Source organism: Rhizobium sp. LC145, assembly GCF_001005825.1.
Taxonomy (GTDB): Bacteria; Pseudomonadota; Alphaproteobacteria; order Rhizobiales; family Rhizobiaceae; genus Neorhizobium.
The window spans coordinates 673,439-695,209 of sequence record NZ_LBHV01000001.1 but is presented as its reverse complement, the minus strand read 5'-3'; the positions used below and the strand labels follow the sequence as shown (position 1 = coordinate 695,209).

The window sequence follows — 21,771 nt, the reverse complement described above, 5'->3', positions numbered from 1 at the left end:
TCCCTCTTAAACAGAGTAGACGCACCTGCCGGCCACGTAGGTCGCCACCGCGCGGCCCGAAAAACGAGCATCCTCGAAGGGCGTGTTCTTCGAGCGCGACAGAAGCATATCCTTCGAAACGATCCAAGGCTCGTCCAGATCGATCAGCGTGATATCCGCCTTCGCGCCGGGTTTCAGCGTGCCGGCGTCAAGCCCGAATATCTGTGCGGGACGTGTCGACATGGCATCGATCAGCCGCATGAGCGGCACCTGTCCGCTGTGATGCAGGCGAAGGGCGGCCGCCAGCATGGTCTCCAGCCCGATCGCTCCGTCGGCGGCATCCGCGAAGGGGAGCCGCTTGGTGTCGACGTCCTGGGGATCGTGCGAGGAGACGATGATGTCGATCGTGCCATCGGCAAGCGCATCGACCATGGCCACGCGGTCGTCTTCGGTGCGCAGCGGCGGCGAGAGCTTGAAGAAGGTGCGGTATTCGCCAATGTCGTTCTCGTTGAGCGACAGGTGGTTGATCGAGATGCCGCAGGTGACGTTGGCGCCACGCGAACGGGCAACGCGCATGGCTTCCGCCGATTCCGGCACCGAGATCTTCGCTGCGTGATACTTGCCGCGCGTCAGCCCGGCAATGCGCAGGTCCCTTTCGAGCGGGATGACCTCGGCCTCCCTGGGGACGCCGGACAAGCCGAGCCAGCTCGCGAACAGGCCTTCGTTCATCACACCGTTGCCGAGGTATTTTTCGCGCAGCTCCAGCGAGATGACGGTGTCGAATTCGCGCGCATAGGTCATCGCGCGGCGTAGGATCAGCGTATCGGAAAGGCCGCTTCGTCCATTGGTGAAGGCGACTGCTCCGGCTTCCTGCAGCAGGCCGATCTCCGTCATCTCCTCGCCGGCAAGCCCCTTGGTGAGCGCCGCTGCGGGGTGGACGTTGACGAGCGCCTTGTTGCGCGCGGTGTTCTGCACGAACTCCACCAGCGCGATGTCGTCGAGCACCGGATCGGTATCCGGCATCATGATGAAGGAGGTGACGCCGCCGGCCGCCGCCGCGCGGCTTGCCGATTCGATCGTTTCGCGATGTTCGGCGCCCGGTTCTCCGACATAGACGCGCGCATCGACAAGGCCGGGAACGGCGAGGAGGCCTCTGCAGTCCTTCACCGTCGCCCCTTCCGGAGCACCCTGGTTCTGCGCTTGCCTGCCGGCTGCGAGAATGCGCCCGTCGGCGCCGATGACGATCGTGCCGGTCTCGTCGAGATTGCGGGAGGGATCGATGATCCTAAGGTTCTTGAGGACTGTCGGACCGGTCATGCGCGTTCTCCCTGGTTGTGGGAGAGAAGCAGGGTTTCCATCACCGCCATGCGCACCGCGACCCCCATTTCCACCTGTTCGGCAATCACGCTCTGCGGGCCGTCCGCGACGTCCGAGGCGATCTCGACACCCCGGTTCATAGGACCGGGATGCATGACCAGGGCATCGTCTTTGGCAACCTTCAGCTTCTCGGCATCCAGGCCGTAGAAGTGGAAATACTCGCGCACCGAAGGCACGAAGGCGCCCGACATGCGCTCGCGCTGCAGGCGCAGCATCATCACCACGTCGGCGTCCTTCAGGCCTTCCTCCATCGAATGGAAGACTTCGACGCCCATCTGCGCGATGCCGGAAGGCAGCAGCGTCGCGGGCGCCACGACGCGGACCCGCGCGCCCATGGCGTTGAGAAGCAGGATGTTGGAGCGCGCGACGCGCGAATGCAGCACGTCGCCGCAGATCGCCACGATGATGCGCGAGAGCTTGCCCTTGGCGCGGCGGATCGTCAGCGCATCGAGCAGCGCCTGGGTCGGATGCTCGTGCTGGCCGTCACCGGCGTTCACCACCGAGCAGGTAACCTTCTGCGCGAGCAGGGCGGCCGCGCCGGCCGAGGAGTGGCGCAGTACCAGCACGTCCGGCCGCATGGCGTTCAGCGTCATCGCCGTGTCGATCAGCGTCTCGCCCTTCTTCACCGAGGAATTGCCGACCGACATGTTCATCACATCGGCGCCGAGGCGTTTTCCAGCGAGCTCGAACGAGGATTGGGTGCGAGTCGAGGCTTCGAAGAACAGATTGATCTGCGTGAGGCCCCGAAGGGTGGAGGTTTTCTTCTCGCGCTGGCGGCTGATCTTGACCGCTTCGTCGGCTTTATCGAGAAGGAAGGTGATATCCTGTTCGGTGAGACCCTTGATGCCGAGAAGGTGGCGGTGAGGGAAGAAGACCATGGACACGTCTCCGCTTGCGTTCGGCGGTCTATAAGGTCTCGCGAAATGGGGGGCAAGCGAATGCACGGGAAATTTCCCGCATCCCGCTGCAATTTCCAAAGAAACCCGCTAGAACCCAATCATGAACCAGATATCGCGTGCCGAAGAAAAATTTGCCGAACTGAACCAGCCTCATCCCTGGTCCGGTATCAATGCCTATCGTTCCGATCCGCTCGTGGTGGACCTGACCTCCGGATTGCATCGCACGCTTCGCGAGGAATACGATGCCCTCGGCCGTTACGTCACCTCGCCGGAGGCGCAGGAACTGGCGCGCATGGCGAACGAGAACCCGCCGAAGCTGAAGACGCACGGGCCGCGCGGCGAACGTCTCGATCAGGTGGAGTTCCACCCCGCCTGGCATGCGCTGATGCGCCGCTCGATGCAGACCGGGCTGCATTCCTCGATCTGGGAAAACATCCCGGAAGCCAAGGGCCATGAGCACATGGCGCGCGCCATGCGCTTCTACCTGACGGCGCAGCTCGAATGCGGACATCTCTGCCCGCTCACCATGACAAGCGCCTCGATCGCCGCGCTCATGGCTTCGCCTCGGGTGCAGAAGGAATGGGCGCCGAAGATACTCTCGCGCAAATATGATTCGTCCAACCGGCCCGCGTTGCAGAAGAACGCGATCACGCTCGGCATGGGCATGACCGAAAAGCAGGGCGGAACGGACGTACGCGCCAACCGCTCCACGGCGGAGCGCGTGAGCGACGGCGTCTATCGGCTTTCCGGCCATAAATGGTTCATGTCGGCGCCGATGAGCGACGGTTTCGTCATGCTGGCGAAAACGGGGGAGGGCGTCGGCTGCTTCCTGGTGCCGCGCCTTTTGGAGGACGGATCGGCGAACGGCCTGCAGTTCCAGCGCCTGAAGGACAAGCTCGGCAACCGTTCCAACGCATCGACCGAGGTGGAGTTCACCGCTGCGTTCGGCTATCTCCTCGGGCAGCCGGGCGGCGGTATCCGCACCATTCTCGACATGGTGACGCTGACACGGCTCGATTGCGCCCTGGCATCGGCGGGTATCATGCGCGCCTCGCTTGCGGAAGCCGTGCATCATTGCCGCGGCCGTAGCGTCTTCGGCAAGATGTTGATCGACCAGCCGCTGATGACCCGCGTGCTTGCCGACATGGCGCTCGACGTTGCCGCTGCGACGGCGCTGGCCTTCCGGTTGGCGGATGCCTTCGACCGTGCGGCCGGCAATCCGGCCGATGCCGCCTTCGCGCGCGTCATGACGCCGGTCATCAAATATTGGAACTGCAAGATCGCGCCTTCGCTGATCTACGAGGCGATGGAATGCCTCGGCGGCAATGGCTACATCGAAGAACGCCCGATCGCGCGGCACTACCGGGAAGCTCCGGTCAATGCGATCTGGGAAGGCTCGGGCAATGTGATGGCGCTCGATGTGCTGCGCGTGCTTTCGCGCGGCAAGGATCTCTTCGATACGGTGCTGCAAGGGTTCGAGCGGGATCTCGGCGCATCCGGCAAGAAGACGGTGGAAGTGCTGCGGGCGGCCATGGCGCTCTGCGAGAGCGACGAGGGGGCGGCCCGCCTGCTGGTGGAGCAGCTCGCGTTGGCGGCTGCAGCATGCGAACTCGTCCGGCTCGGTGCCGGCAAGATCGCCGACGCCTTCCTGGAAACCCGGCTTGCCGGAGGTTGGCGCTCGACTTACGGGATGCTCGATTCGCGCTTCGATGCCGGCTATATCGTGGACCTGCTCTACCCGCCCGCGAGCTGACGCGCATTACCTCCAATCCTGTGCATGTTGTCCGAAACCGCTTGCCGGTCGTCGCGCGGCACACTATGCGCCTGAAAACACCGGAAGTTGGAACATGCTGCAAATCCAGGAACTCACAGGATCATCGGTGCCGGAAAAACGGGTGAAAAACCGTGCGGGCACCGAACAGGCGATCCTCGCCGCGGCGCGCGATCTGCTTGCAGAGAAGGGGTTTCAGGGCTTCGGCATCAACGCCATCGCCAGGCGCGCGGGCTGCGACAAGCAGCTCATCTATCGCTACTATGGCGGGCTCGACGGATTGATCGAGGCGATCGGCGCCGATCTGGGTAACTGGGTCAAGGATCGCATTCCGGAAGATACGGGCGGCGCGTTCGTGCTCACTTATGGCGATCTTATGGAGCGGCTGGCGCTTCTCTTCATGGAAGCGCTGCGAGACGATCCGCTGGTCTGCAAGATTGTCGCCTGGGAGGTATCCAAGGATACCCCGCAGGTTCGCAAGCTTTCCGAAGCTCGCGCCAAGGCGCTCGCCAGATGGCTCGACCGGATGCGCGGCTCGCTTGTTCCGCCGAAGGGCGTGGATGCCCCGACCGTGAATGCGTTGCTCTTCGCCTCCATCCAGCATCTGGTGATCTCTGCCTCCGCTACCGGCCAGTTCGCAGGCCTGCCGCTTCGTACGGAAAAAGATTGGGAGAAGGTCGCCGTATCGGTCCGCCGCCTGGTGCGCGCCATCTACGGCTGAGCCGGTTCCTGTTTGTCCACAGGCCGGCGGCCGCCCGTTAACCATAGGCATGACTTTGCATTGCGCCGGCCGCCTCCGCGGCTAGTGTGTCGTTAACATATCATTAACCACGATCCTTCGTCGGGCACCGGTCATGGGAACGACACTCCAGAACGGAGCATTGCTGGGCATCATGACGATGTTCTTCGCGGTGCTGGCGCTCAATATCGCGGTGCCTGCGATGGTGCTGAGCATCATGGCTCTGGCCAGGTGGATCGTGTTGCTGGAGTTCGATCCGGCTCAACCGAAGGGGGTGACCACATGAAGTGGTTCCTGATCCTGTGGGCGGGTCCCGTCCTGCTGCTGACGAGCTGGTACGGGCTATCCTACTACGACATGAGCTTCGGCTTCTTTATGCTGACCAGGCAGACCCATGATCTTGTGTTCCAGATCTACGGTCAGGTTCTGGGCATTCCGCCCGAAACCATCCCGCCGCTCGTTGCCCGCGCCATCGTCGTCGACAGCCTGATCGTCTTCGCGATCATCGCTTTCCGCAAGCGCAAGCAGATCGCCGCCTGGTGGCGGAGGCGTCAGTCTGCGCGGTCCGGATCTCGCGAGGCCCTGGCAAGCGAGGAGAGCCTGTCGAGCGCTCCCTGAAGGATGAAGCTCGCGGCAGCCGAATCGATCCGCTCCGCGCGCTTCGCCCGCGACACGTCCATTTCCAGAAGCGCGCGCTCGGCCGCGACTGTCGAGAGCCGTTCGTCCCAGAAGACGAAGGGCAGGGCAGTCTTCTCGCCCATGGTGCGCACGAAGGCGCGGGTGGCCTGCACCCGGGGCCCTGAGGAGCCGTCCATGTTCATCGGCAAGCCGATGACGAAGCCGCCGATCTTTTCCTTTTCAGCAAAGGCGAGCAGCACCTCCGCGTCCTTGGTGAATTTCACACGCTTGATGACGGGGCGAGGTGTCGCAAAACGCCGCCCGAGATCCGAAACGGCAAGACCGATCGTCTTGGTGCCGAGGTCAAGGCCGGCGATCGGCTGGTTCGGGGCGAGGTGACCTGCGAGTTCCTCGATGGTCAGCGTTGCCATGGCATAGCATCCCTGTTGCGGTCTCAGTTCTTTTTGCGGACGAATTCCGTCCTGAGTACAAGACCCTTGATCGTATCGTGGCGGCAATCGATTTCTTCGGGATTGTCGGTAAGACGTATCGAGCGGATAACGGTCCCCTGTTTCAGAGTCTGGCCGGCGCCCTTGACCTTGAGGTCCTTAATGAGCGTGACTGCGTCGCCATCGGCCAGCACGTTGCCGGTCGCGTCGCGTACGGCATTCTCTTCCGCAGCTTTGGCGGCCATCTCGGAGGCGGGCAGCCATTCACCCGTCACCTCGTCGTAGACGTATTCGTCACCATTGCCGGCCATGTTGGTTTCCTTGGGTGAGCAGGATGAAGTTTTCGCGCATTCTATTGAGCGCGCGGCCCCTTCCGGTCGCTTAGCCTAGGCGATGATAGCTTGCAACTGCTGGTCTCGACCGCTCCACCGCAGGTCTGCCGCATTGGCCATGTAATGAGATGGAAGTCGCCCTGCTATGTTGCCACCGCGTCGGCCTCCCTTATACTTCCACCCTTATATCCAAGGAGTTATCCATGAAGATCACCTGGCTCGGCCACGCCGCCTTCCGCATCGAGACGGCAAGGGCAAAAATCCTCATTGATCCGTTTTTCACCGGCAATCCCGGTTTTTCCGGTCTTGACCGCAAGGAAGCCGCCGAGGGGATTACCCATATCCTGCTCACGCACGGCCATGGCGATCATGTGGGCGATACTGTCGCACTCGCCAGGGAAACCGGCGCGGTGGTCTTCGGCAATGCCGATCTCGCCGCCTGGCTCGGCACGAAGGGCGTCGAAAAGCTCGACATGGGCAATACCGGTGGCACGGTCGCCTTCGACGGCTTCACCGTCACGTTCACGCAGGCGCTGCATTCCTCGGCTCAGGTCACCGAGGACGGCGTTTCCCATTCGCTCGGCAGCGCCAACGGCCTGATGCTGCATATCGATGACGAGCCGTCGCTCCTGCACATGGGCGATACCGACATCTTCACCGACATGGGCCTCATCAACGAATTGCACCAACCCGATATCGGCCTCGTGCCGATCGGCGACCGTTTCACCATGGGCGGTGCCGTGGCGGCGCTCGCCTGCCAGCGCTTCTTCGATTTCAAGCACGCCATTCCCTGCCATTACGGCTCCTTCCCGATCATCGATCAGACGCCGGAAAAATTCGTCAAGGGCATGGAAGGAACGCGCACGCGGGTCGAAGCGCCCGCGCCTGGCGCGGCGCTCACCTTCTGATATTACCGCATCCCCCGTTGCGAAGGGCGGACATGGCCATTATAGCGGTAGGAAATTTCTTGCCCGGAGTTCATGCCATGTCCGTCGATCTCGCCACCGTCAAGCGCGTCGCTCATCTCGCCCGCATCGCGGTTTCCGAGGATGAGGCCAATCGCATGGTGGGCGAACTGAATGGTATCCTCGGCTTCGTCGAGCAACTTTCCGAAGTCGACGTCACCGGCGTGGAGCCGATGACTTCCGTAATGCCCATGGCGATGCGCCGGCGCCACGATGCGGTGACCGATGGCGACAAGGCCGACGACGTGATCGCCAATGCGCCGAATAGCGACCGGAATTTCTTCCTCGTGCCGAAAGTGGTCGAGTGAGCGCCTCCGGGCTGCCGCTGACCTTCCGCCACGTCCTCAAGCTCTTTCGAAGAACGATATCATGACCGAATTGACCAGCCTGACCATTGCCGAAGCCCGCGAAAAGCTGAAGGCCAAGGAATTTTCCGCCGTCGAACTGACGGACGCCTATCTCAAGGCGATCGATGCGGCGAACGGAGCGCTGAACGCCTATATCGCGGTGACATCTGAAAAGGCGCTGGAAATGGCCAAGGCTTCCGACGCGCGGCTCGCGTCCGGCAAGGCTGGCGCGCTGGAAGGCATTCCGCTTGGCATCAAGGATCTCTTTGCCACGCAGGACATCCATACCCAAGCCTGCTCGCATATCCTCGACGGGTTCAAGCCGAAATACGAATCGACCGTTACCCAGAACCTCTGGGATGACGGCGCGGTGATGCTCGGCAAGCTCAACATGGATGAGTTCGCCATGGGCTCCTCCAATGAGACCTCTCATTACGGCGCGGTCATCAATCCGTGGCGGGCCAAGGGCTCCAATCAGCAGCTCGTGCCGGGAGGCTCCTCCGGCGGATCGGCCGCAGCCGTTGCCGCCCATCTGTGCGCCGGCGCCACCGCTACCGACACCGGCGGCTCCATCCGTCAGCCGGCCGCCTTCACCGGCACGGTCGGCATCAAGCCGACCTATGGCCGCTGCTCGCGCTGGGGCACGGTCGCCTTCGCCTCGTCGCTGGATCAGGCCGGCCCGATCGCGCGCGATGTGCGCGATGCCGCGATCCTCTTGAAATCCATGGCAAGCGTGGACGCCAAGGACACGACCTCCGTCGATCTGCCGGTTCCGGATTACGAAGCCGCCCTCGGCCAGTCGGTCAAGGGCATGAAGATCGGCATCCCGAAAGAATACCGCGTCGACGGCATGCCGGAGGAAATCGAGGCGCTCTGGCAACAGGGCATCGCCTTCCTCAAGGATGCAGGCGCCGAGATCGTCGATATTTCCCTGCCGCACACGAAATACGCCCTGCCGGCCTATTACATCGTGGCCCCGGCGGAAGCCTCCTCCAACCTTGCCCGTTACGACGGCGTTCGTTACGGCCTGCGCGTCGACGGCAAGGACATCATCGACATGTACGAGAAGACCCGTGCTGCCGGCTTCGGCAAGGAGGTCAAGCGCCGTATCATGATCGGCACCTATGTGCTGTCGGCCGGTTACTACGATGCCTATTACTTGCAGGCGCAGAAGGTTCGCACGCTCATCAAGCGCGATTTCGAGCAGGTCTTCGACGCCGGCGTCGATGCAATCCTGACGCCCGCCACGCCGTCCTCCGCCTTCGGCGTCGCCGATGAGGACCTCGCTTCCGATCCCGTGAAGATGTATCTGAACGACATCTTCACGGTGACTGTGAACATGGCCGGCCTGCCCGGCATCGCGGTTCCTGCCGGCCTCGACCACAAGGGGCTGCCGCTCGGCCTGCAACTCATCGGCAAGCCCTTCGATGAGGAGACGCTGTTCCGCACCGCCCATGTCATCGAACAGGCCGCCGGCCGCTTCACCCCGGCCAAGTGGTGGTAAGCGGGCTCATAATCAGGAAAATGACCGTCGCCGATCACCATGTGGTCGGCGAGGTTGGCTTTACCGCCTGGAAATCCAGCGACGCGTTCAAAGGCTGCGAATTGGCTCTCGACGTGGTCGAGCGCACGCGGCACGCTTTTGAGATCTTTGCCAGCCAAACGAATGCGCTGGTTCATGTGGGCGAACTGGATGGAGCTGTGGTCGGCTGGGGTGCGCGCGATGGCGCGCCGAACTACATTTCCGATCTATGGGTTCTCCCGAGCCTGCAGGGCAGAGGAATTGGCAAGGCGCTCTTGCTGAGCCTCTGCGATGACATTCGTGCTGAAGGATACCAGACCGCAAGGCTGGATACGCAAGCGCGTAACGCTGGTGGTATTCGGCTTTACGAACGCTGCGGCTTCGATATCGCCTGGCGCGGTCGCGAATATTCCAAAAGCATGGGCATCGAGCTCGAAAAAGTACACCTCGAGAAGGTGTTGTCCCGCTAGGTTGCTTTCCTCTTCGAAGGCCCACTTTCACGTGCTATGAACCGCATGGTCGTTGAAACGACCATGGATTGCGACGCGAAACAGTGGTGACGAGATGCCTTTGACCTTTATGGAATGGATTGCCTATCTTGGCCTGGCGCTTCCGTTCTGTGTCCTGGCCTGGTCCGCGGCAGCTTATGTTGTAGCTCTCAGAAGCAGGAACGTGCACGAGCGCTATGAACGGTTCTTCCAGATCACCGAGCACCTGGGAATGGAAGGCAATTCCACAGCCTCCAAAATGGCCGCGGCCTACGAATTGCGGAAATATCCGGAATACAGGGAGCTGATCATTCGCCTTTGCGAAGACGTTCAGTTCGACGATTCGGCGGCCGAGCTGCTTCGCAAGGAGCTTGCAATGACGGCGGAATACCTCAGGAGATAGCGCCGGAGGAAAAAGGCGGCGCCCTCGCGAGCGCCGCCGTTCGTATCATCTGTTGTCCAGTTGCGATCTCACCAGTTGCAGGCCCCGTTCGGTGATACGGTAGGGCTTGCCGCCCGAGGATTTGATCGCCCGCTTCTGCTTGAGCTTGCGGAAGGTTGTCAGGTCGAGACCATTGAAGGCCCAGCCTTCGCGGGTGAGGAGCTGGATCTTCTCGATCTTCCTGTTGTCGTCTCGGGTAAGTTCGATCCTGCCGCCCTGAGCGAGCAGGTGAAGGATGCGCTGTTCGGCGCGGGAAATATCCATTGTTTCGATGTCCGGATAAGCTCTTCCGGCTTGCGGAAGGGCATACAAAAACGTCGCCGGCGTCGCATGACGTCGGGGTTTGCCGTTTTTGCCTGGGCCAGCGGCAGGAAATCTGCGGGCTGGCCCCTTACCGGGTCTCAGCGAGAGAGAACATCAAAACTCCATGAGTACGGGCTTGCAACTAAGGCGGTTTTCGACAATCGTCAAGCCGAGCCCTTCCGGGAGCGCGGAATTCGGGGCTGGCAAAAGCTTGAACTCGATGGTGTACTGGGCGCGAGTAGGGGCGGTCATGATCACCATTCGCAACGCGCGCGGGGATGAAGCGGAGATATTGGCGACGATCGGGTTGAGGGCCTGGGAAAAGGCCATGTCTCCGATCGGCGGAACGGATGCGATGCGGGAAAACGCCCGCGCCGCCTTCCGGAATTTCACCCGTTCCTCCTGGCTGACCATCACCGTCGTCGAGCAGGGCGGAAGCCTCGCCGGCTGGGCGGCGCGCGAAGGCCTGGATGAATTGATCAGCGATTTCTGGATCGAGCCGGCCCTCAAGGGACGGGGGATCGGAAGAACCCTCTTGCAGGAGATCGAGCGCCAGATCGTGCAGCAGGGGTTCGAAGTCGCCCGCGTCGCGACCCATGCCCGGAATGCCGAGGCGATCGGCTTTTTTCAGAAGAACGGTTATACGGTGAACTGGCTTTCGGTCGCCTACTCTCCGAAGATCGACAATGATGTTCAGTCGGTCGGCCTTTTGAAGCAGCTTGTCGTCGAGGCGGAGGAAGATGCCTACGGGGCCGGATTTTAGAGGGATGCTCTATCGGCCCAGGCGTTTCGTCAATCCGTCCGTGATGCGTTTGGCGAGAGCTTCGTAGTCCCCGTCGAAATGGTGCCCGCCATCGACCGGAATGATCTCGACGGGTGTGTCCTTGAGCGTGGGGCAGGCGTCGTCGTCGTCATCATCGGTGCCGTAAAAGCATTGGACGAGCGCGGGATCGATCTTGCGGATATCGCTGGCCGGGTCGCCCGCCGACCCGTCGCCGGCTACGCCGAGCCAGCCGGACACGGAGACCTCGTAGTCGACCTCGTGCGAGACGGCGAGCAGCGAAATCTGCGCGATATGCTGCTTTTCCTTGTCGGTAAGTAGGTTGTAGGTCGCGGGCAGAACATCCGCGCCGAAGGAATAGCCGACAAGGAGAACGTGCTTCACATGCCACTGATGGCGGTAGGTATCGATGATCCGGGTCAGGTCGTCGGCTACATCCTGGGGCTTGCGCTCCGACCAGAAATAGCGAAGCGAATCCACCCCCACGGTCGGGATGCCGGAGGATTGCAGCGCGCCGCCGATCTCCTTGTCGATGTCGCGCCAGCCGCCGTCGCCGGAATAGACCACCGCCATGGTGTCGAATTTCGGCGCGGTTTCGAGAACGGTCAGCGGAAGCCCGAGCGGGTTGTCGGCGTCTCCCGATGCTTCGCCCCGATCGCTCAGCGTCTGCAAAAGCGCATCCGCGGGCGCGTCGTCGATATCCTGCACCTCGATATCCGGGTGCGCGGCCGTCAGCGCCGCGACATGGTCCCGGCCGTCCTGATCGGCGCTCTTGGAAAACAGAACCGTGACGCCCGCGGGCAGTTCGCCATCGGTCAGGCCGTAGACCATCCGGTCGCCCCGCTGCTCCTTCGAGGCCGGAGTGCAGAGCTGTTTCGTCAGCGGAATGCCGGCAGCCGGATCGACCGCCACCGCTTCGCCGATCGTCGCCACGGGGCTCTGGGCGATCATGGCGAGCGCCAAGGCTCCGCCTTCACCAATTCCGGCGATGATAGGCGGCCGGTAGCTGCTGTTGCCGGTGGCGCGCTGGATCTGCTGAGCGAGTGCCTCCACATCGGAAATCATGTAGATGCAGTCGCCATCGTCCTTGCGTAGCGCGGCGAGGTAAGAGGGAAAATCGATGCCGACCACGGCAGCGCCCTTCTCGACGAGAGCCTTGGCCTCCTGCTCGTCGGTGTTACTCCAGCCAGCGGTATCGGATATCAGGAAGACGCTGGCATCGGCCTCGCCATCCGGCAGGAAGATGTGCTGCGAGGGTATCATGCCGGTATCGAATTTCGGCGGCTCCTGCGCGTGAAGGGTGCCGGCGAGGCCCGTGGCGCCCATAAGGCTAACCATCATCATGACGTGGCGAAGTCTCATTTTCCGACAACTCCTCTGATGCCGCCGCCGATCAGCAGCGTGACGTCCATCAGCGCCATCAGGGCGCCGGTGCCGCCGGACACGGCGAAATAGCGCGGCTGCCAGCTCGGGTGGAACTTCGATTTGAAAGCTCTGAGTCCCTTGAAGTTGTAGAACCGTTCCCCGTGCTCATAAATAGTGCTGCCGATGCGGTCCCACACGGGTGCTATCTCCCGCTTCGACATGCCCGAGAGCGGCGCCATGCCGAGATTGAAGGTCTCGTAGCCGGTCTCGCGCATGTGCTGCATGATGCTGACGAACAGAAAATCCATCGCGCCGCGCGGCGCTTCGGGCAGGAAGCGCATCAGATCCACGGTCGCTTCCTTCCTCGTCTCGGTAACCATCAATGTCGCGAAGGCGATGATGCGCTCTTCCTGGCGCAGCACGGCGACCGGTTGCGAGAGGATGTAGTCCTCCCGGAAGGCGCCCAGCGAGAACGTCTTTTCGCGTGTATTGTGATGCGCGAGCCAGGCGTCGGAAACCGCCTGCAGTTCCGGCAAGATCGCCGGCACGTCGGGAATCTCCACCACGGAAAACACGAGGCCATCCCTCGCGCCGCGGCTGATGGACTGGCGCAGGCTGGCGAGCTTTCCGCCCTTGAGTTCGAAACGCGTGAGATCGACGATGGCGAGTTCGCCGAGCTTGAACGCACGCAAACCGGCATCGGCGCAATAGGAAAGCATGGCGGGCGAGATCTGGTAGAAGGCGGCGCGTCCGCCGGCGCCGCGCGCCGTTTCGACGAATTGCCAGACCAGTTCGCCCATCTCTTCCTCCAGCCCAATCGGATCGGCAAACGCGATCCAGGAACGGCCCTGAATGCCGTACATGATGAAGGTGTTGCCGCTTTCCGAAAACATCAGGCGCTTGTCACCCATGCGGACGAGATTGGCATCGGCGACGTCCTGTTGCCGGACGATGTCGGTGGCCCGAGAAAGTTCGTCCGCGATCGGGGTATCCGGCCGATATGCCACTGGCCGAAGCAGGCTGAAAATGGCGACGGCCGTGGATGCGACCACGACGCCGAGGGTGGCGCGCAGGCTTCGCGGCGCGTCCTCCATGAACTCAAACTGCCACCAGAGATCATGGCTGTATTGCGTATCGCGGTAGACGAACAGGAGGATCGCGACGGCGCCGACGGCAATCACTGCCGTGGCCGCCAGCCAGGAAGGGCTCAGTGCCTGCCTGAGCAGGGAGGCATGCCGCGTGAAGAGTTTGCCGTTCAACAGCATGGCGCCGATGAAGAGCGCAAGCAGCAACGCCTCGAAGACCGCAACGGCCTTGATAAGCGAGAGCACCAGCGCGGCGGCGGCACCGACGACCGAGACCCACCAGGCGCCGTCGAGACGCTGGGCAATGCCTCTCGACGAGATGACGAGCACCAGTCCCAGCAGGCTGGCGAGGAAGTGAGCGCCCTCGACGATCGGCAGGGGCAGGAGGTCGGAGAGGAAATCCAGGTTCGTGTCGGGCGTCGGCGTCACGCTGGAAAAGATCAGCATCGCGCCGAGGATGAGGCAGAGCGTCGAGAGCAGAGGCGGCGCCAGGCGGACGCCGATCTGGCCCATGCCTGCCACCATCGGATGGGAGGCGAGCTGCCGGACTTCCGAAACGAGGACCAGTCCGATCGCCAGGATCAGCGGCAGGACGTGATAGACGAGGCGATAGAGGACCAGACTTCCGAGCAGGACGTCGATGCTGATTGTATTGCCAAGACCAGCGATGATGACCGTCTCGAAGACCCCGAGCCCCGCCGGAACGTGGCTGAGCACACCGAGACCGACGGCGGCGGCATAGATTGCGAAGAAGGTCGGCCAGCCGACATGCGTTTCCGGCAGCAGAACGTAGAGCACGGAGGCCGAGGCCGCGATGTCGAAGGCGGAAACCAGAAATTGCCGCGACGAGGTGCGCGTATCGGGAAGGCGCAGGCTGAGGCGGCCGAGCGTGACGGCGCGGCCGTCGCGTCCGAAAACGAGCAGCAGGGCGAGCAGAGCCACCACGGCCAACGCGCCGGCGCGCAGCCAATCGGCATCGATCGCCAGGATAGAGGCGAGACGCGGCGCGACGACGAGCGTGGAGAGGCTCGCAACGGCAAGCAGGCCAAGCCCGAAGGATAGCGTGACGAAGGCGATGACCCGGCTGATATCGCCCGGCGAGAGCCCCAGTCGCGAATAGGCCCGCAGGCGGATCGCGCCACCGCTCAGCGCGCCGAAACCGGCCGTGTTGCCGATGGCATAGGCGCTGAAGCCGGTCATCGCCACGGTCGCGAGCGGCAGCTTCTTGCCGATATAGTCCAGCGCGTTGATGTCGTAACAGGTGAGCGCGGCGAAGCTGAGCGCGGTAAACAGGATCGCCAGCCCGATCGATGTCCAGCTCGTGTCCGCGAGCGCGGCGACCACGTCGTCGTAGCGCACTTCTTCCGTCAGCCTGTAGATGGCGACCGCCATGAGAACGAAGATCGCTATGACTGCGGCGGATGTCAGGTAAACGCGAAAGCGCATAAAGAATGCCGCCAGCGACGATCTGGGAGGAAGCTCGTCCGGGGAGGGGGCGGTATCCATCGATTCCATTGGCGGTGCCGGGGAGTGATCTTGCGTGGACATTCTGTGGCTGACGGATTTGTTCGTTGTTGAATTGAACCGGCTGGTTCATGCCGCCGCAATAATGGCAATTTTGAGTAGATTTGGCAGGGCTTCAGTGGTTGCACGGCGGCGGCGAAGCTTGCGCCACGCATTCATTTGTTCTACCTCAACAGCAAACACGCTGCATCACACAAAGAGCACAAGATGACCATTGTCGACGTCCGCACGCCCGATCCCAAACGCCTGATTCCCGGCGCCACCGGCGACTGGGAAGTCATCATCGGCATGGAGGTGCATGCGCAGGTCCTCTCCAATTCCAAGTTGTTTTCCGGAGCTTCGACCGAGTTCGGCAAGGCTCCGAACGCCAATGTCTCGCTCGTCGACGCAGCCATGCCCGGCATGCTGCCCGTCATCAACGAGGAATGCGTGAAGCAGGCCGTGCGCACCGGTCTCGGCCTGAAGGCGCAGATCAACAAGCGTTCGCTCTTCGACCGCAAGAACTATTTCTATCCGGACCTGCCGCAGGGATACCAGATATCCCAGTTCAAGGACCCGATCGTGGGCGAGGGCAAGCTCACCATCTCGCTCGGCCCCGACCGTCAGGGCCAGTTCGAGGACATCGAGATTGGCATCGAGCGCCTGCACCTGGAGCAGGATGCGGGCAAGTCGATGCACGACCAGCATCCGACCATGTCCTTCGTCGATCTCAACCGTTCCGGCGTCGCTTTGATGGAAATCGTCTCGAAGCCGGACATGCGTTCGGCGGACGAGGCGAAGGCCTATATGAGCAAGCTGCGCTCGATCGTGCGCTATCTCGGCACCTGCGACGGCAACATGGACGAGGGCTCCATGCGCGCCGACGTCAACGTTTCCGTGCGCCGTCCGGGCGAGGCCTTCGGCACGCGATGCGAGATCAAGAACGTCAACTCGATCCGCTTCATCGGCCAGGCCGTCGAATTTGAGGCGCGCCGGCAAATCGCCATCCTGGAGGATGGCGGCACGATCGATCAGGAAACCCGGCTGTTCGACCCGAACAAGGGTGAGACGCGCTCCATGCGCTCCAAGGAAGAGGCGCACGACTACCGCTATTTCCCCGATCCGGACCTCTTGCCGCTCGAGTTCGACGATGCCTTTGTCGAGGAGCTGAAAAAGGACCTGCCGGAACTGCCGGATGAAAAGAAGGAGCGCCTCGTTCGCGACCTCGGACTTTCGGTCTACGACGCCTCGGTGCTGGTCTCGGAAAAGGCGATCGCTGACTATTTCGAGGCCGTGGCAGCCGGCCGCGACGGCAAGACTGCCGCCAACTGGGTCATCAACGACTTGCTGGGCGCCTTGAACAAATCCGGCAAAGGCATTGAAGAGACTCCAGTTTCGCCGGCCCAGCTCGGCGGCATCATCGACCTCATCAAGGCGGAGACCATCTCCGGCAAGATCGCCAAGGACCTTTTCGAGATCGTCTGGAACGAGGGCGGCGATCCTGCCGAAATCGTCGAGACGCGCGGCATGAAACAGGTGACCGATACCGGCGCCATCGAGAAGGCCGTGGACGAGATCATCGCCGCCAATCCGGACCAGGTCGCCAAGGTGAAGGCAAAGCCGACGCTTGCCGGCTGGTTCGTCGGCCAAGTGATGAAGGCGACCGGCGGCAAGGCCAATCCGCAAGCCGTCCAGGCGCTCGTCAAGGCGAAACTGGGCATCGAGGAATAACCCGCATCGATTGTCGATGTGGCAGGGAGAAAGCCTTGGTCTACTTCATTCGCACCGCCGGCGAAGAGGACGCGGAGAAAATCCGCGCCCTTCTGGCGGAGACCTTCCATGCGGCCTACGATCCGTTTTACGGGGCGCCGCAGGTCCAGCGGATGATCGACGGCTGGAACTCGGCGAGCGCGATCCGCGCCCGAATTATCAAGAAGGATGGAGAGTTTCTGGTGGCCGATAATGGCAAGGAAATAGGCGGCATCGGTTATGCCGCCATGTATCCCAAGATGGCGAAGACGGCGATGCTGCACCAGCTCTACGTGAAGCCGTCCTGCCAGAATGAAGGCATAGGGCGGGATATCTTTGCCGAACTCGAGACCTGCTTTCCGGGTGCTGAAATCATGCGGGTCGAGGTGGCGCTTCAAAATACCCGCGCGCAATCTTTTTACGAGAGGCTAGGCTTCACTGAGGTGGACCGCATGGAGGAGTGGGGCGCGCCCAATTCCGGCCTGCCGGCGATCATCATGGAAAAACGGCTGGTGGGGCTCTGAATGGCTGATCTCTTGATCCGCAGGGCGCGGGACGCCGATCTGCCCGCCCTGATTGCGATCTTCGCCGCCGATGCGGTCGGCGGACATGGCGACACCACCGATCCTGAGGCATTCGAAGACTATCTCCGCGCTTTTCATGTCATCGACGCCTCGCAAAACGAACAGCTCTTCGTGGCCGAACTGGCGGGCGAGGTGGTGGGCACCTTCCAGATCCTTTTCAATCGCACGCTGACGGGCAGGGGATCGCTCTCCATGATCATCGAAGCGGTGCAGACGCGTGAGGATATGCGCGGAAGAGGGATCGGCGCGCAGATGATTCGCCATGCGGTCGAAGAGGCGAGGCGTCGCGATTGCCGCCTGGTGCAGCTTTCCTCCAATATGGCCCGTGTGGATGCTCACCGCTTCTATGAGCGGTTGGGTTTCGCCAAGAGCCATTTCAGCTTCAAGATGAAGCTCAAATAGGCGCCGCGGCATCGGAAACACTGGACATCGGGCACGTCAGGTAGCATAAGCGGGTTACGTGGCGATCTCGAAATTTCGCTGTCATCATGCCCAAAGTCGACGGAAAAGACATGAAAAATCTCCTGCTGCAGATTTTCACCTGGTGGAACGGACAGACACTCGGCACCCGCTTCTTCACCTGGCGTCATGGCAAGAAGGTTGGCGAAGACGAGCTTGGCAATGTCTATTACGAAGGGCCTATGACATCCTGGGGCAAGCCGAAGCGCTGGGTCGTCTACAAGGGTTATGCGGAAGCTTCCGCCATCCCGGCCGGCTGGCACGGCTGGATGCATTACCGCACCGATGTTCCGCCCTCGGCGGAGGCTTACAAGCCGCGCGAGTGGCAGAAGCCGCACGTCGAAAATGCCACCGGCACACCTTTTGCCTATCGTCCCAAGGGCTCGCTTGCCGCAACCGGCGAGCGCGCTCGCGTTACCGGGGATTACGACGCCTGGACCCCGGGCAACTGATCGCAAGCCACCTGTTTTGGCCACAATCGCAATCTAGGCCGGCATCCGCAGGATTGTCGAAACGGGAAACATGATGAGATCTATGAAGGTTTCTGCGCGCAAACTGACCGGAGCCGTATTCGCGATCGTGGCTTCGGCTCTGGCGGCGGGAAGTGCTTCGGCGGAACGCATCAACAATCCGGTTGCAGTTTTCGCGGGCATCGACAAGATCACCGGCCGCATTACCACTTTCGATGTCTATATAGATGAGACGGTGCAATACGGCGCCCTCCAGGTGACGCCGAAGGTCTGCTATTCGCGCGACGAATCCGAGGCTCAGAAGATCGATGCCTTCGTGGAAGTGGACGAGATCACGCTCGACCGCAAGATCCGCCGCATCTTCACCGGCTGGATGTTCGCCGACAGCCCCGGCCTGAACGCCGTGGAGCATCCGATCTATGACGTATGGCTGACCGGCTGCAAGCCGCAGTCCGAAGTGCCGGCGCCGTCGCCCACGAATTGATTGCCTAAAACTTCAGATGCGGCGGATCGACCGCCGCCTTCAGCAGCTTGAGATATTCCTCCTTGGGAATATCGATCGCGCCGAAGGTCTTCAAATGCTCCGTGGTGAATTGCGTATCGAGCAGGGTGAAGCCCCTTGCCCTCAGCAGTTCCACCAGGTGCACGAGGCAGACCTTGGAGGCATTGGTGCGCCTGGAAAACATGCTCTCGCCGAAGAAGACGGAGCCGAGCGACACTCCGTAAAGACCGCCGACCAGGTTTTCGCCCTCCCAGGCCTCGACGCTGTGGGCATGACCCATGCCGTGCAGCTCGGAATAGAGCTTGCGGATCGTGGAATTGATCCAGGTGCTCGGACGGTCTTCCGCCGGCTCCGCGCAGGCGGCGATCACCTGGTCGAAGGCCGTGTCGACGCGTATGTCGAAAGGTTTCTTGCGGATCGCCTTTGCCAGGCTCTTGGAGATGTGGAAGGCATCGAGCGGCAGGATGCCGCGTACTTCCGGTTCGACCCAGAAGATTTCCGGATCGTCGGCTGATTCAGCCATCGGGAAGAGGCCAATGGAATAGGCGCGCAACAGGACCTCAGGGGTAATTGCCGGATAATATCTGCCGCGTCGCCCTCCCATGGCTCTCCTTGATGCGCGTCTTCAGTGCGCCTTGCTATCGGCCAGATAATTCTCAAGCCAATGGATATCGTAATCGCCGTTGGCGATATCCTGGTTCGAGACCAGGTCCTGGAAGAGCGGCAACGTCGTCTTGACGCCATCGACGACGAATTCGTCGAGCACGCGGCGCAGCCGCATCATGCATTCGACGCGCGTGCGGCCATGGACGATCAGCTTGCCGATCAGGCTGTCATAATAAGGCGGAATGCGGTAGCCCGCATAGACCCCTGAATCGACGCGCACGCCAAGTCCGCCTGGAGCATGGAAATGCGTGATCGTGCCGGGGGAGGGCACGAAGGTGCGCGGGTCCTCGGCATTGATGCGGCATTCGATGGCATGGCCCTGGAAGCTTATGTCTTCCTGCTTCACCGAAAGCCCGCCGCCGGAAGCGACGCGGATCTGCTCATGCACCAGGTCGATGCCGGTGATCGCCTCGGTGATCGGGTGCTCCACCTGCAGGCGGGTGTTCATCTCGATGAAATAGAACTCGCCGTTTTCGTAGAGAAACTCGATGGTTCCGGCGCCGCGATATTTCAGCTTCATCATGGCATCGGCGCAGATCTGGCCGATCTTCATGCGCTGCTCGACGTTGAGAGCCGGCGAATTGGCTTCTTCCCAGACCTTCTGGTGGCGGCGCTGCAGCGAGCAGTCGCGTTCGCCGAGATGGATGGCATTGCCTTCGCCATCGCCGACCACCTGGATTTCGATATGGCGCGGCTTGCCGAGGTACTTTTCCATGTAGACGGCGTCGTTGCCGAAGGCGGCGAGCGCCTCGGAACGGGCCGTCGAGACGGCTTCCTCGAGGTCGGCTTCAGTCTTGGCGACCTTCATGCCGCGTCCGCCGCCGCCGGCGGTCGCCTTGATGAGGACTGGGAAGCCGATCTCGCGGGCGATCTCAAGGGCGTTTTCGGGCTTCACTTCACCGTCGGAGCCCGGAACCACGGGAATGCCGAGCTCCTGAGCGGTCTGCTTGGCGGTGATCTTGTCGCCCATGAGACGGATATGCTCGGCCGTCGGGCCGATGAAGGTGATGCCGTGGGCATCGAGGATATCCGCGAACTTAGCGTTCTCCGACAGGAAGCCGTAGCCCGGATGCACGGCATCCGCGCCGGTGATCTCGCAGGCAGCGACAATCTGGTGGATGTTGAGATAGCTGTCGCGCGAGGGCGGCGGGCCGATGCAGACGCTCTCGTCGGCGAGGCGCACATGCATGGCGTCACTGTCTGCCGTCGAGTGGACGGCGACGGTGGCGATGCCGAGCTCCTTGCAGGCGCGAAGCACCCGGAGCGCGATTTCGCCGCGATTGGCTATGAGAATCTTTGAAATCATCGGCCAGGCCTTATTCGATGACGATGAGGGGCTGACCGTATTCGACGGGCTGCGCATCGCTGACCAGGATTTCCGTGACCTTGCCGGCGCGCGGAGCGGGAATCTGGTTCATCGTCTTCATGGCCTCGATGATGAGCAGCGTCTGGCCTTCCTTGACCATCGCGCCGACTTCCACGAAGGCGCGGGCGCCCGGTGCCGGCGAGAGATAGGCAGTACCGACCATCGGTGCCGGAACGGCATTCTTGTTGTCCTGAGCCGCGGCGGGAGCGGCAGCCGTTACCGGTGCGGCTGCGGCCGGAGCGGCGGCAAGTGCCGGCGCGGCCGCCATCGGCGCCTGGACATACTGTGCCGGTGCGGCGCGCGAGACGCGGATGCGAAGGTCTTCCTGCTCGACTTCGATTTCGGTGAGATCGGTGTCGTTGAGGATATTCGCGAGATCGCGGATCAGTCCCTTATCGATACCGGTTTTCTTCTCAGACATGGCAAACCCTATTGTTCTGTTTATCTTCTTGTCAGTCGGTCATGGTTTTCAAGGCATGCAGTGCCAGGACGTAGCTTGCGGGACCGAAGCCGCAGATGACGCCCTTGCATGCCGCCGCAATCTTCGAATGATGGCGGAATTCTTCCCGCGCATGAACGTTCGAGATGTGGAGCTCGATCACGGGGACCGAAATGGCGCGAATGGCGTCGTGGAGTGCAACCGAGGTATGGGTATAGGCGCCGGCGTTGATGGCAACGCCGATAGCCTTGTCGTCGGCCTCGTGCAGCCAGTCCACCAGCACGCCCTCATGGTTGCTCTGGCGAAAATCCACGGAAAACCCGTAGTCGCGCCCGGCTGCGATGCAGTCGGCCTCGATATCCTTGAGAGTCTTGCCGCCATAGATGCCTGGCTCGCGCTTGCCCAGCATGTTGAGGTTGGGCCCATTGAGGACGAAGATCGTCTTGTTCATCGGTGCCTGATGTTCCAACAAAAAATTCAGGGCCACCTATAGACCGCTAGAAGAGCAAGGGAAAGCCCCGGCTTTGCGAAAGCCGTGGTTAGTCGGGCTCTCCCACCGCTCATGCCACAG

General features: G+C 61.9%; 26 protein-coding genes. 15 read left to right on the top strand and 11 right to left on the bottom strand.

Annotation, left to right across the window (positions count from 1 at the left end):
- Positions 1-6: 6 nt before the first annotated feature.
- Positions 7-1,296: a dihydroorotase gene (locus YH62_RS03585; RefSeq protein WP_046792743.1), complete on the bottom strand. Its 1,290-nt coding sequence runs from the start codon at positions 1,294-1,296 to the stop codon at positions 7-9.
- Complete coding sequence (locus YH62_RS03580; protein WP_046792742.1) at positions 1,293-2,234, bottom strand: aspartate carbamoyltransferase catalytic subunit; 942 nt, start codon at positions 2,232-2,234, stop codon at positions 1,293-1,295. Before YH62_RS03580 ends, YH62_RS03585 begins: the two co-directional genes overlap by 4 nt.
- A 121-nt stretch (positions 2,235-2,355) precedes the next feature.
- Between YH62_RS03580 and YH62_RS03575 the strand changes: the two genes are divergently transcribed.
- From YH62_RS03575 to YH62_RS03560, 4 genes are all read left to right on the top strand, one after another.
- Positions 2,356-4,008: an acyl-CoA dehydrogenase family protein gene (locus YH62_RS03575; RefSeq protein ID WP_046792741.1), complete on the top strand. Its 1,653-nt coding sequence runs from the start codon at positions 2,356-2,358 to the stop codon at positions 4,006-4,008.
- 94 nt (positions 4,009-4,102) lie between these two features.
- Complete coding sequence (locus YH62_RS03570) at positions 4,103-4,747, top strand: TetR/AcrR family transcriptional regulator (RefSeq protein WP_046792740.1); 645 nt, start codon at positions 4,103-4,105, stop codon at positions 4,745-4,747.
- Positions 4,748-4,880: 133 nt separating this feature from the next.
- Positions 4,881-5,051, top strand: coding sequence for a hypothetical protein (locus YH62_RS30425; RefSeq protein ID WP_046792739.1), 171 nt, complete (start codon positions 4,881-4,883; stop codon positions 5,049-5,051).
- On the top strand, positions 5,048-5,383 hold the full coding sequence (locus tag YH62_RS03560) for a DUF6105 family protein (RefSeq protein WP_046792738.1): 336 nt from the start codon (positions 5,048-5,050) through the stop codon (positions 5,381-5,383). The genes YH62_RS30425 and YH62_RS03560 overlap by 4 nt, the downstream gene beginning before the upstream one ends.
- Here YH62_RS03560 and ruvX read toward each other — a convergent pair.
- Positions 5,317-5,814, bottom strand: a complete 498-nt coding sequence (gene ruvX, locus YH62_RS03555) for a Holliday junction resolvase RuvX (RefSeq protein ID WP_046792737.1) — start codon at positions 5,812-5,814, stop codon at positions 5,317-5,319. The two genes, YH62_RS03560 and ruvX, sit on opposite strands and share 67 nt — an antisense overlap.
- Positions 5,815-5,837: 23 nt before the next feature.
- Entirely contained in the window at positions 5,838-6,143 is a 306-nt protein-coding gene (locus YH62_RS03550) for an alkylphosphonate utilization protein (protein ID WP_046792736.1), read from the bottom strand.
- Between the two features lie 224 nt (positions 6,144-6,367).
- On the opposite strand from YH62_RS03550, the gene YH62_RS03545 reads away from it, so the two are divergent.
- The 5 genes from YH62_RS03545 to YH62_RS03525 all read left to right on the top strand — a co-directional run bounded on the left by YH62_RS03545 (position 6,368) and on the right by YH62_RS03525 (position 9,889).
- Positions 6,368-7,072 carry a metal-dependent hydrolase gene (locus tag YH62_RS03545; RefSeq protein ID WP_046792735.1) on the top strand — a complete coding sequence of 235 codons (705 nt, stop codon included), beginning with the start codon at positions 6,368-6,370 and terminating at the stop codon, positions 7,070-7,072.
- 77 nt (positions 7,073-7,149) lie between these two features.
- The gene (gene gatC / locus YH62_RS03540) at positions 7,150-7,437 is read left to right on the top strand and encodes an Asp-tRNA(Asn)/Glu-tRNA(Gln) amidotransferase subunit GatC (protein ID WP_046792734.1); all 288 of its coding nucleotides are present in this window, start codon (positions 7,150-7,152) and stop codon (positions 7,435-7,437) included.
- Between the two features lie 61 nt (positions 7,438-7,498).
- Entirely contained in the window at positions 7,499-8,980 is a 1,482-nt protein-coding gene (gene gatA, locus YH62_RS03535; RefSeq protein WP_046792733.1) for an Asp-tRNA(Asn)/Glu-tRNA(Gln) amidotransferase subunit GatA, read from the top strand.
- Positions 8,981-9,000: 20 nt separating this feature from the next.
- Positions 9,001-9,468, top strand: a complete 468-nt coding sequence (locus YH62_RS03530; protein ID WP_046792732.1) for a GNAT family N-acetyltransferase — start codon at positions 9,001-9,003, stop codon at positions 9,466-9,468.
- A gap of 100 nt (positions 9,469-9,568) precedes the next feature.
- Positions 9,569-9,889, top strand: coding sequence for a hypothetical protein (locus tag YH62_RS03525; RefSeq protein ID WP_137326895.1), 321 nt, complete (start codon positions 9,569-9,571; stop codon positions 9,887-9,889).
- Positions 9,890-9,934: 45 nt separating this feature from the next.
- Here the strand turns inward: YH62_RS03525 and YH62_RS03520 are convergent, their stop codons facing one another.
- On the bottom strand, positions 9,935-10,192 hold the full coding sequence (locus YH62_RS03520; RefSeq protein ID WP_046792730.1) for a YjhX family toxin: 258 nt from the start codon (positions 10,190-10,192) through the stop codon (positions 9,935-9,937).
- 289 nt (positions 10,193-10,481) lie between these two features.
- Here YH62_RS03520 and YH62_RS03515 point away from each other — a divergent pair, with 289 nt between their 5' ends.
- The gene (locus YH62_RS03515) at positions 10,482-10,994 is read left to right on the top strand and encodes a GNAT family N-acetyltransferase (protein WP_046792729.1); all 513 of its coding nucleotides are present in this window, start codon (positions 10,482-10,484) and stop codon (positions 10,992-10,994) included.
- A 9-nt stretch (positions 10,995-11,003) separates the two neighbouring features.
- Here YH62_RS03515 and YH62_RS03510 read toward each other — a convergent pair whose 3' ends face one another.
- Both YH62_RS03510 and mprF read right to left on the bottom strand, forming a co-directional pair.
- Positions 11,004-12,338, bottom strand: coding sequence for an AcvB/VirJ family lysyl-phosphatidylglycerol hydrolase (locus tag YH62_RS03510; RefSeq protein WP_280950037.1), 1,335 nt, complete (start codon positions 12,336-12,338; stop codon positions 11,004-11,006).
- A 32-nt stretch (positions 12,339-12,370) separates the two neighbouring features.
- Positions 12,371-14,968 carry a bifunctional lysylphosphatidylglycerol flippase/synthetase MprF gene (gene mprF / locus YH62_RS03505; RefSeq protein ID WP_046793023.1) on the bottom strand — a complete coding sequence of 866 codons (2,598 nt, stop codon included), beginning with the start codon at positions 14,966-14,968 and terminating at the stop codon, positions 12,371-12,373.
- Between the two features lie 225 nt (positions 14,969-15,193).
- Between mprF and gatB the strand changes: the two genes are divergently transcribed.
- The 5 genes from gatB (at position 15,194) to YH62_RS03480 (ending at position 18,711) form a co-directional block, all read left to right on the top strand.
- On the top strand, positions 15,194-16,696 hold the full coding sequence (gene gatB / locus YH62_RS03500; protein WP_046792728.1) for an Asp-tRNA(Asn)/Glu-tRNA(Gln) amidotransferase subunit GatB: 1,503 nt from the start codon (positions 15,194-15,196) through the stop codon (positions 16,694-16,696).
- 35 nt (positions 16,697-16,731) lie between these two features.
- Complete coding sequence (locus YH62_RS03495) at positions 16,732-17,238, top strand: GNAT family N-acetyltransferase (protein ID WP_046792727.1); 507 nt, start codon at positions 16,732-16,734, stop codon at positions 17,236-17,238.
- Complete coding sequence (locus tag YH62_RS03490) at positions 17,239-17,700, top strand: GNAT family N-acetyltransferase (RefSeq protein ID WP_046792726.1); 462 nt, start codon at positions 17,239-17,241, stop codon at positions 17,698-17,700.
- A 110-nt stretch (positions 17,701-17,810) separates the two neighbouring features.
- The gene (locus YH62_RS03485; protein WP_046792725.1) at positions 17,811-18,209 is read left to right on the top strand and encodes an NADH:ubiquinone oxidoreductase subunit NDUFA12; all 399 of its coding nucleotides are present in this window, start codon (positions 17,811-17,813) and stop codon (positions 18,207-18,209) included.
- Positions 18,210-18,282: 73 nt separating this feature from the next.
- Positions 18,283-18,711: a DUF2155 domain-containing protein gene (locus YH62_RS03480; RefSeq protein WP_046792724.1), complete on the top strand. Its 429-nt coding sequence runs from the start codon at positions 18,283-18,285 to the stop codon at positions 18,709-18,711.
- Positions 18,712-18,715: 4 nt separating this feature from the next.
- Here the strand turns inward: YH62_RS03480 and aat are convergent, their stop codons facing one another.
- The 4 genes from aat to aroQ are packed head-to-tail and all read right to left on the bottom strand — an operon-like array spanning position 18,716 to position 21,651.
- A complete protein-coding gene (gene aat, locus YH62_RS03475) occupies positions 18,716-19,333 on the bottom strand; it encodes a leucyl/phenylalanyl-tRNA--protein transferase (protein ID WP_046792723.1) in 618 nt (205 codons plus the stop codon).
- A 21-nt stretch (positions 19,334-19,354) separates the two neighbouring features.
- Entirely contained in the window at positions 19,355-20,701 is a 1,347-nt protein-coding gene (gene accC / locus YH62_RS03470) for an acetyl-CoA carboxylase biotin carboxylase subunit (RefSeq protein WP_046792722.1), read from the bottom strand.
- A 10-nt stretch (positions 20,702-20,711) separates the two neighbouring features.
- Positions 20,712-21,182 carry an acetyl-CoA carboxylase biotin carboxyl carrier protein gene (accB, locus tag YH62_RS03465; RefSeq protein ID WP_046792721.1) on the bottom strand — a complete coding sequence of 157 codons (471 nt, stop codon included), beginning with the start codon at positions 21,180-21,182 and terminating at the stop codon, positions 20,712-20,714.
- Positions 21,183-21,213: 31 nt separating this feature from the next.
- On the bottom strand, positions 21,214-21,651 hold the full coding sequence (gene aroQ / locus YH62_RS03460) for a type II 3-dehydroquinate dehydratase (RefSeq protein ID WP_046792720.1): 438 nt from the start codon (positions 21,649-21,651) through the stop codon (positions 21,214-21,216).
- Positions 21,652-21,771: the final 120 nt, after the last annotated feature.

Coding starts and splice junctions, on each gene's coding strand:
- YH62_RS03580 (WP_046792742.1), bottom strand. CDS start 2,234: ATGGTCTTCTTCCCTCACCGCCACCTTCTCGGCATCAAGGGTCTCACC.
- YH62_RS03570 (WP_046792740.1), top strand. CDS start 4,103: ATGCTGCAAATCCAGGAACTCACAGGATCATCGGTGCCGGAAAAACGG.
- accB (WP_046792721.1), bottom strand. CDS start 21,182: ATGTCTGAGAAGAAAACCGGTATCGATAAGGGACTGATCCGCGATCTC.
- gatB (WP_046792728.1), top strand. CDS start 15,194: ATGACCATTGTCGACGTCCGCACGCCCGATCCCAAACGCCTGATTCCC.
- YH62_RS03550 (WP_046792736.1), bottom strand. CDS start 6,143: ATGGCCGGCAATGGTGACGAATACGTCTACGACGAGGTGACGGGTGAA.
- YH62_RS03545 (WP_046792735.1), top strand. CDS start 6,368: ATGAAGATCACCTGGCTCGGCCACGCCGCCTTCCGCATCGAGACGGCA.
- YH62_RS03515 (WP_046792729.1), top strand. CDS start 10,482: ATGATCACCATTCGCAACGCGCGCGGGGATGAAGCGGAGATATTGGCG.
- YH62_RS03490 (WP_046792726.1), top strand. CDS start 17,239: ATGGCTGATCTCTTGATCCGCAGGGCGCGGGACGCCGATCTGCCCGCC.
- YH62_RS03575 (WP_046792741.1), top strand. CDS start 2,356: ATGAACCAGATATCGCGTGCCGAAGAAAAATTTGCCGAACTGAACCAG.
- YH62_RS03510 (WP_280950037.1), bottom strand. CDS start 12,338: ATGGGCGCCACGGGCCTCGCCGGCACCCTTCACGCGCAGGAGCCGCCG.
- gatA (WP_046792733.1), top strand. CDS start 7,499: ATGACCGAATTGACCAGCCTGACCATTGCCGAAGCCCGCGAAAAGCTG.
- YH62_RS03520 (WP_046792730.1), bottom strand. CDS start 10,192: ATGGATATTTCCCGCGCCGAACAGCGCATCCTTCACCTGCTCGCTCAG.
- gatC (WP_046792734.1), top strand. CDS start 7,150: ATGTCCGTCGATCTCGCCACCGTCAAGCGCGTCGCTCATCTCGCCCGC.
- mprF (WP_046793023.1), bottom strand. CDS start 14,968: ATGGATACCGCCCCCTCCCCGGACGAGCTTCCTCCCAGATCGTCGCTG.
- YH62_RS03485 (WP_046792725.1), top strand. CDS start 17,811: ATGAAAAATCTCCTGCTGCAGATTTTCACCTGGTGGAACGGACAGACA.
- aroQ (WP_046792720.1), bottom strand. CDS start 21,651: ATGAACAAGACGATCTTCGTCCTCAATGGGCCCAACCTCAACATGCTG.
- accC (WP_046792722.1), bottom strand. CDS start 20,701: ATGATTTCAAAGATTCTCATAGCCAATCGCGGCGAAATCGCGCTCCGG.
- ruvX (WP_046792737.1), bottom strand. CDS start 5,814: ATGGCAACGCTGACCATCGAGGAACTCGCAGGTCACCTCGCCCCGAAC.
- YH62_RS30425 (WP_046792739.1), top strand. CDS start 4,881: ATGGGAACGACACTCCAGAACGGAGCATTGCTGGGCATCATGACGATG.
- YH62_RS03480 (WP_046792724.1), top strand. CDS start 18,283: ATGAGATCTATGAAGGTTTCTGCGCGCAAACTGACCGGAGCCGTATTC.
- YH62_RS03585 (WP_046792743.1), bottom strand. CDS start 1,296: ATGACCGGTCCGACAGTCCTCAAGAACCTTAGGATCATCGATCCCTCC.
- aat (WP_046792723.1), bottom strand. CDS start 19,333: ATGGGAGGGCGACGCGGCAGATATTATCCGGCAATTACCCCTGAGGTC.
- YH62_RS03560 (WP_046792738.1), top strand. CDS start 5,048: ATGAAGTGGTTCCTGATCCTGTGGGCGGGTCCCGTCCTGCTGCTGACG.
- YH62_RS03530 (WP_046792732.1), top strand. CDS start 9,001: ATGACCGTCGCCGATCACCATGTGGTCGGCGAGGTTGGCTTTACCGCC.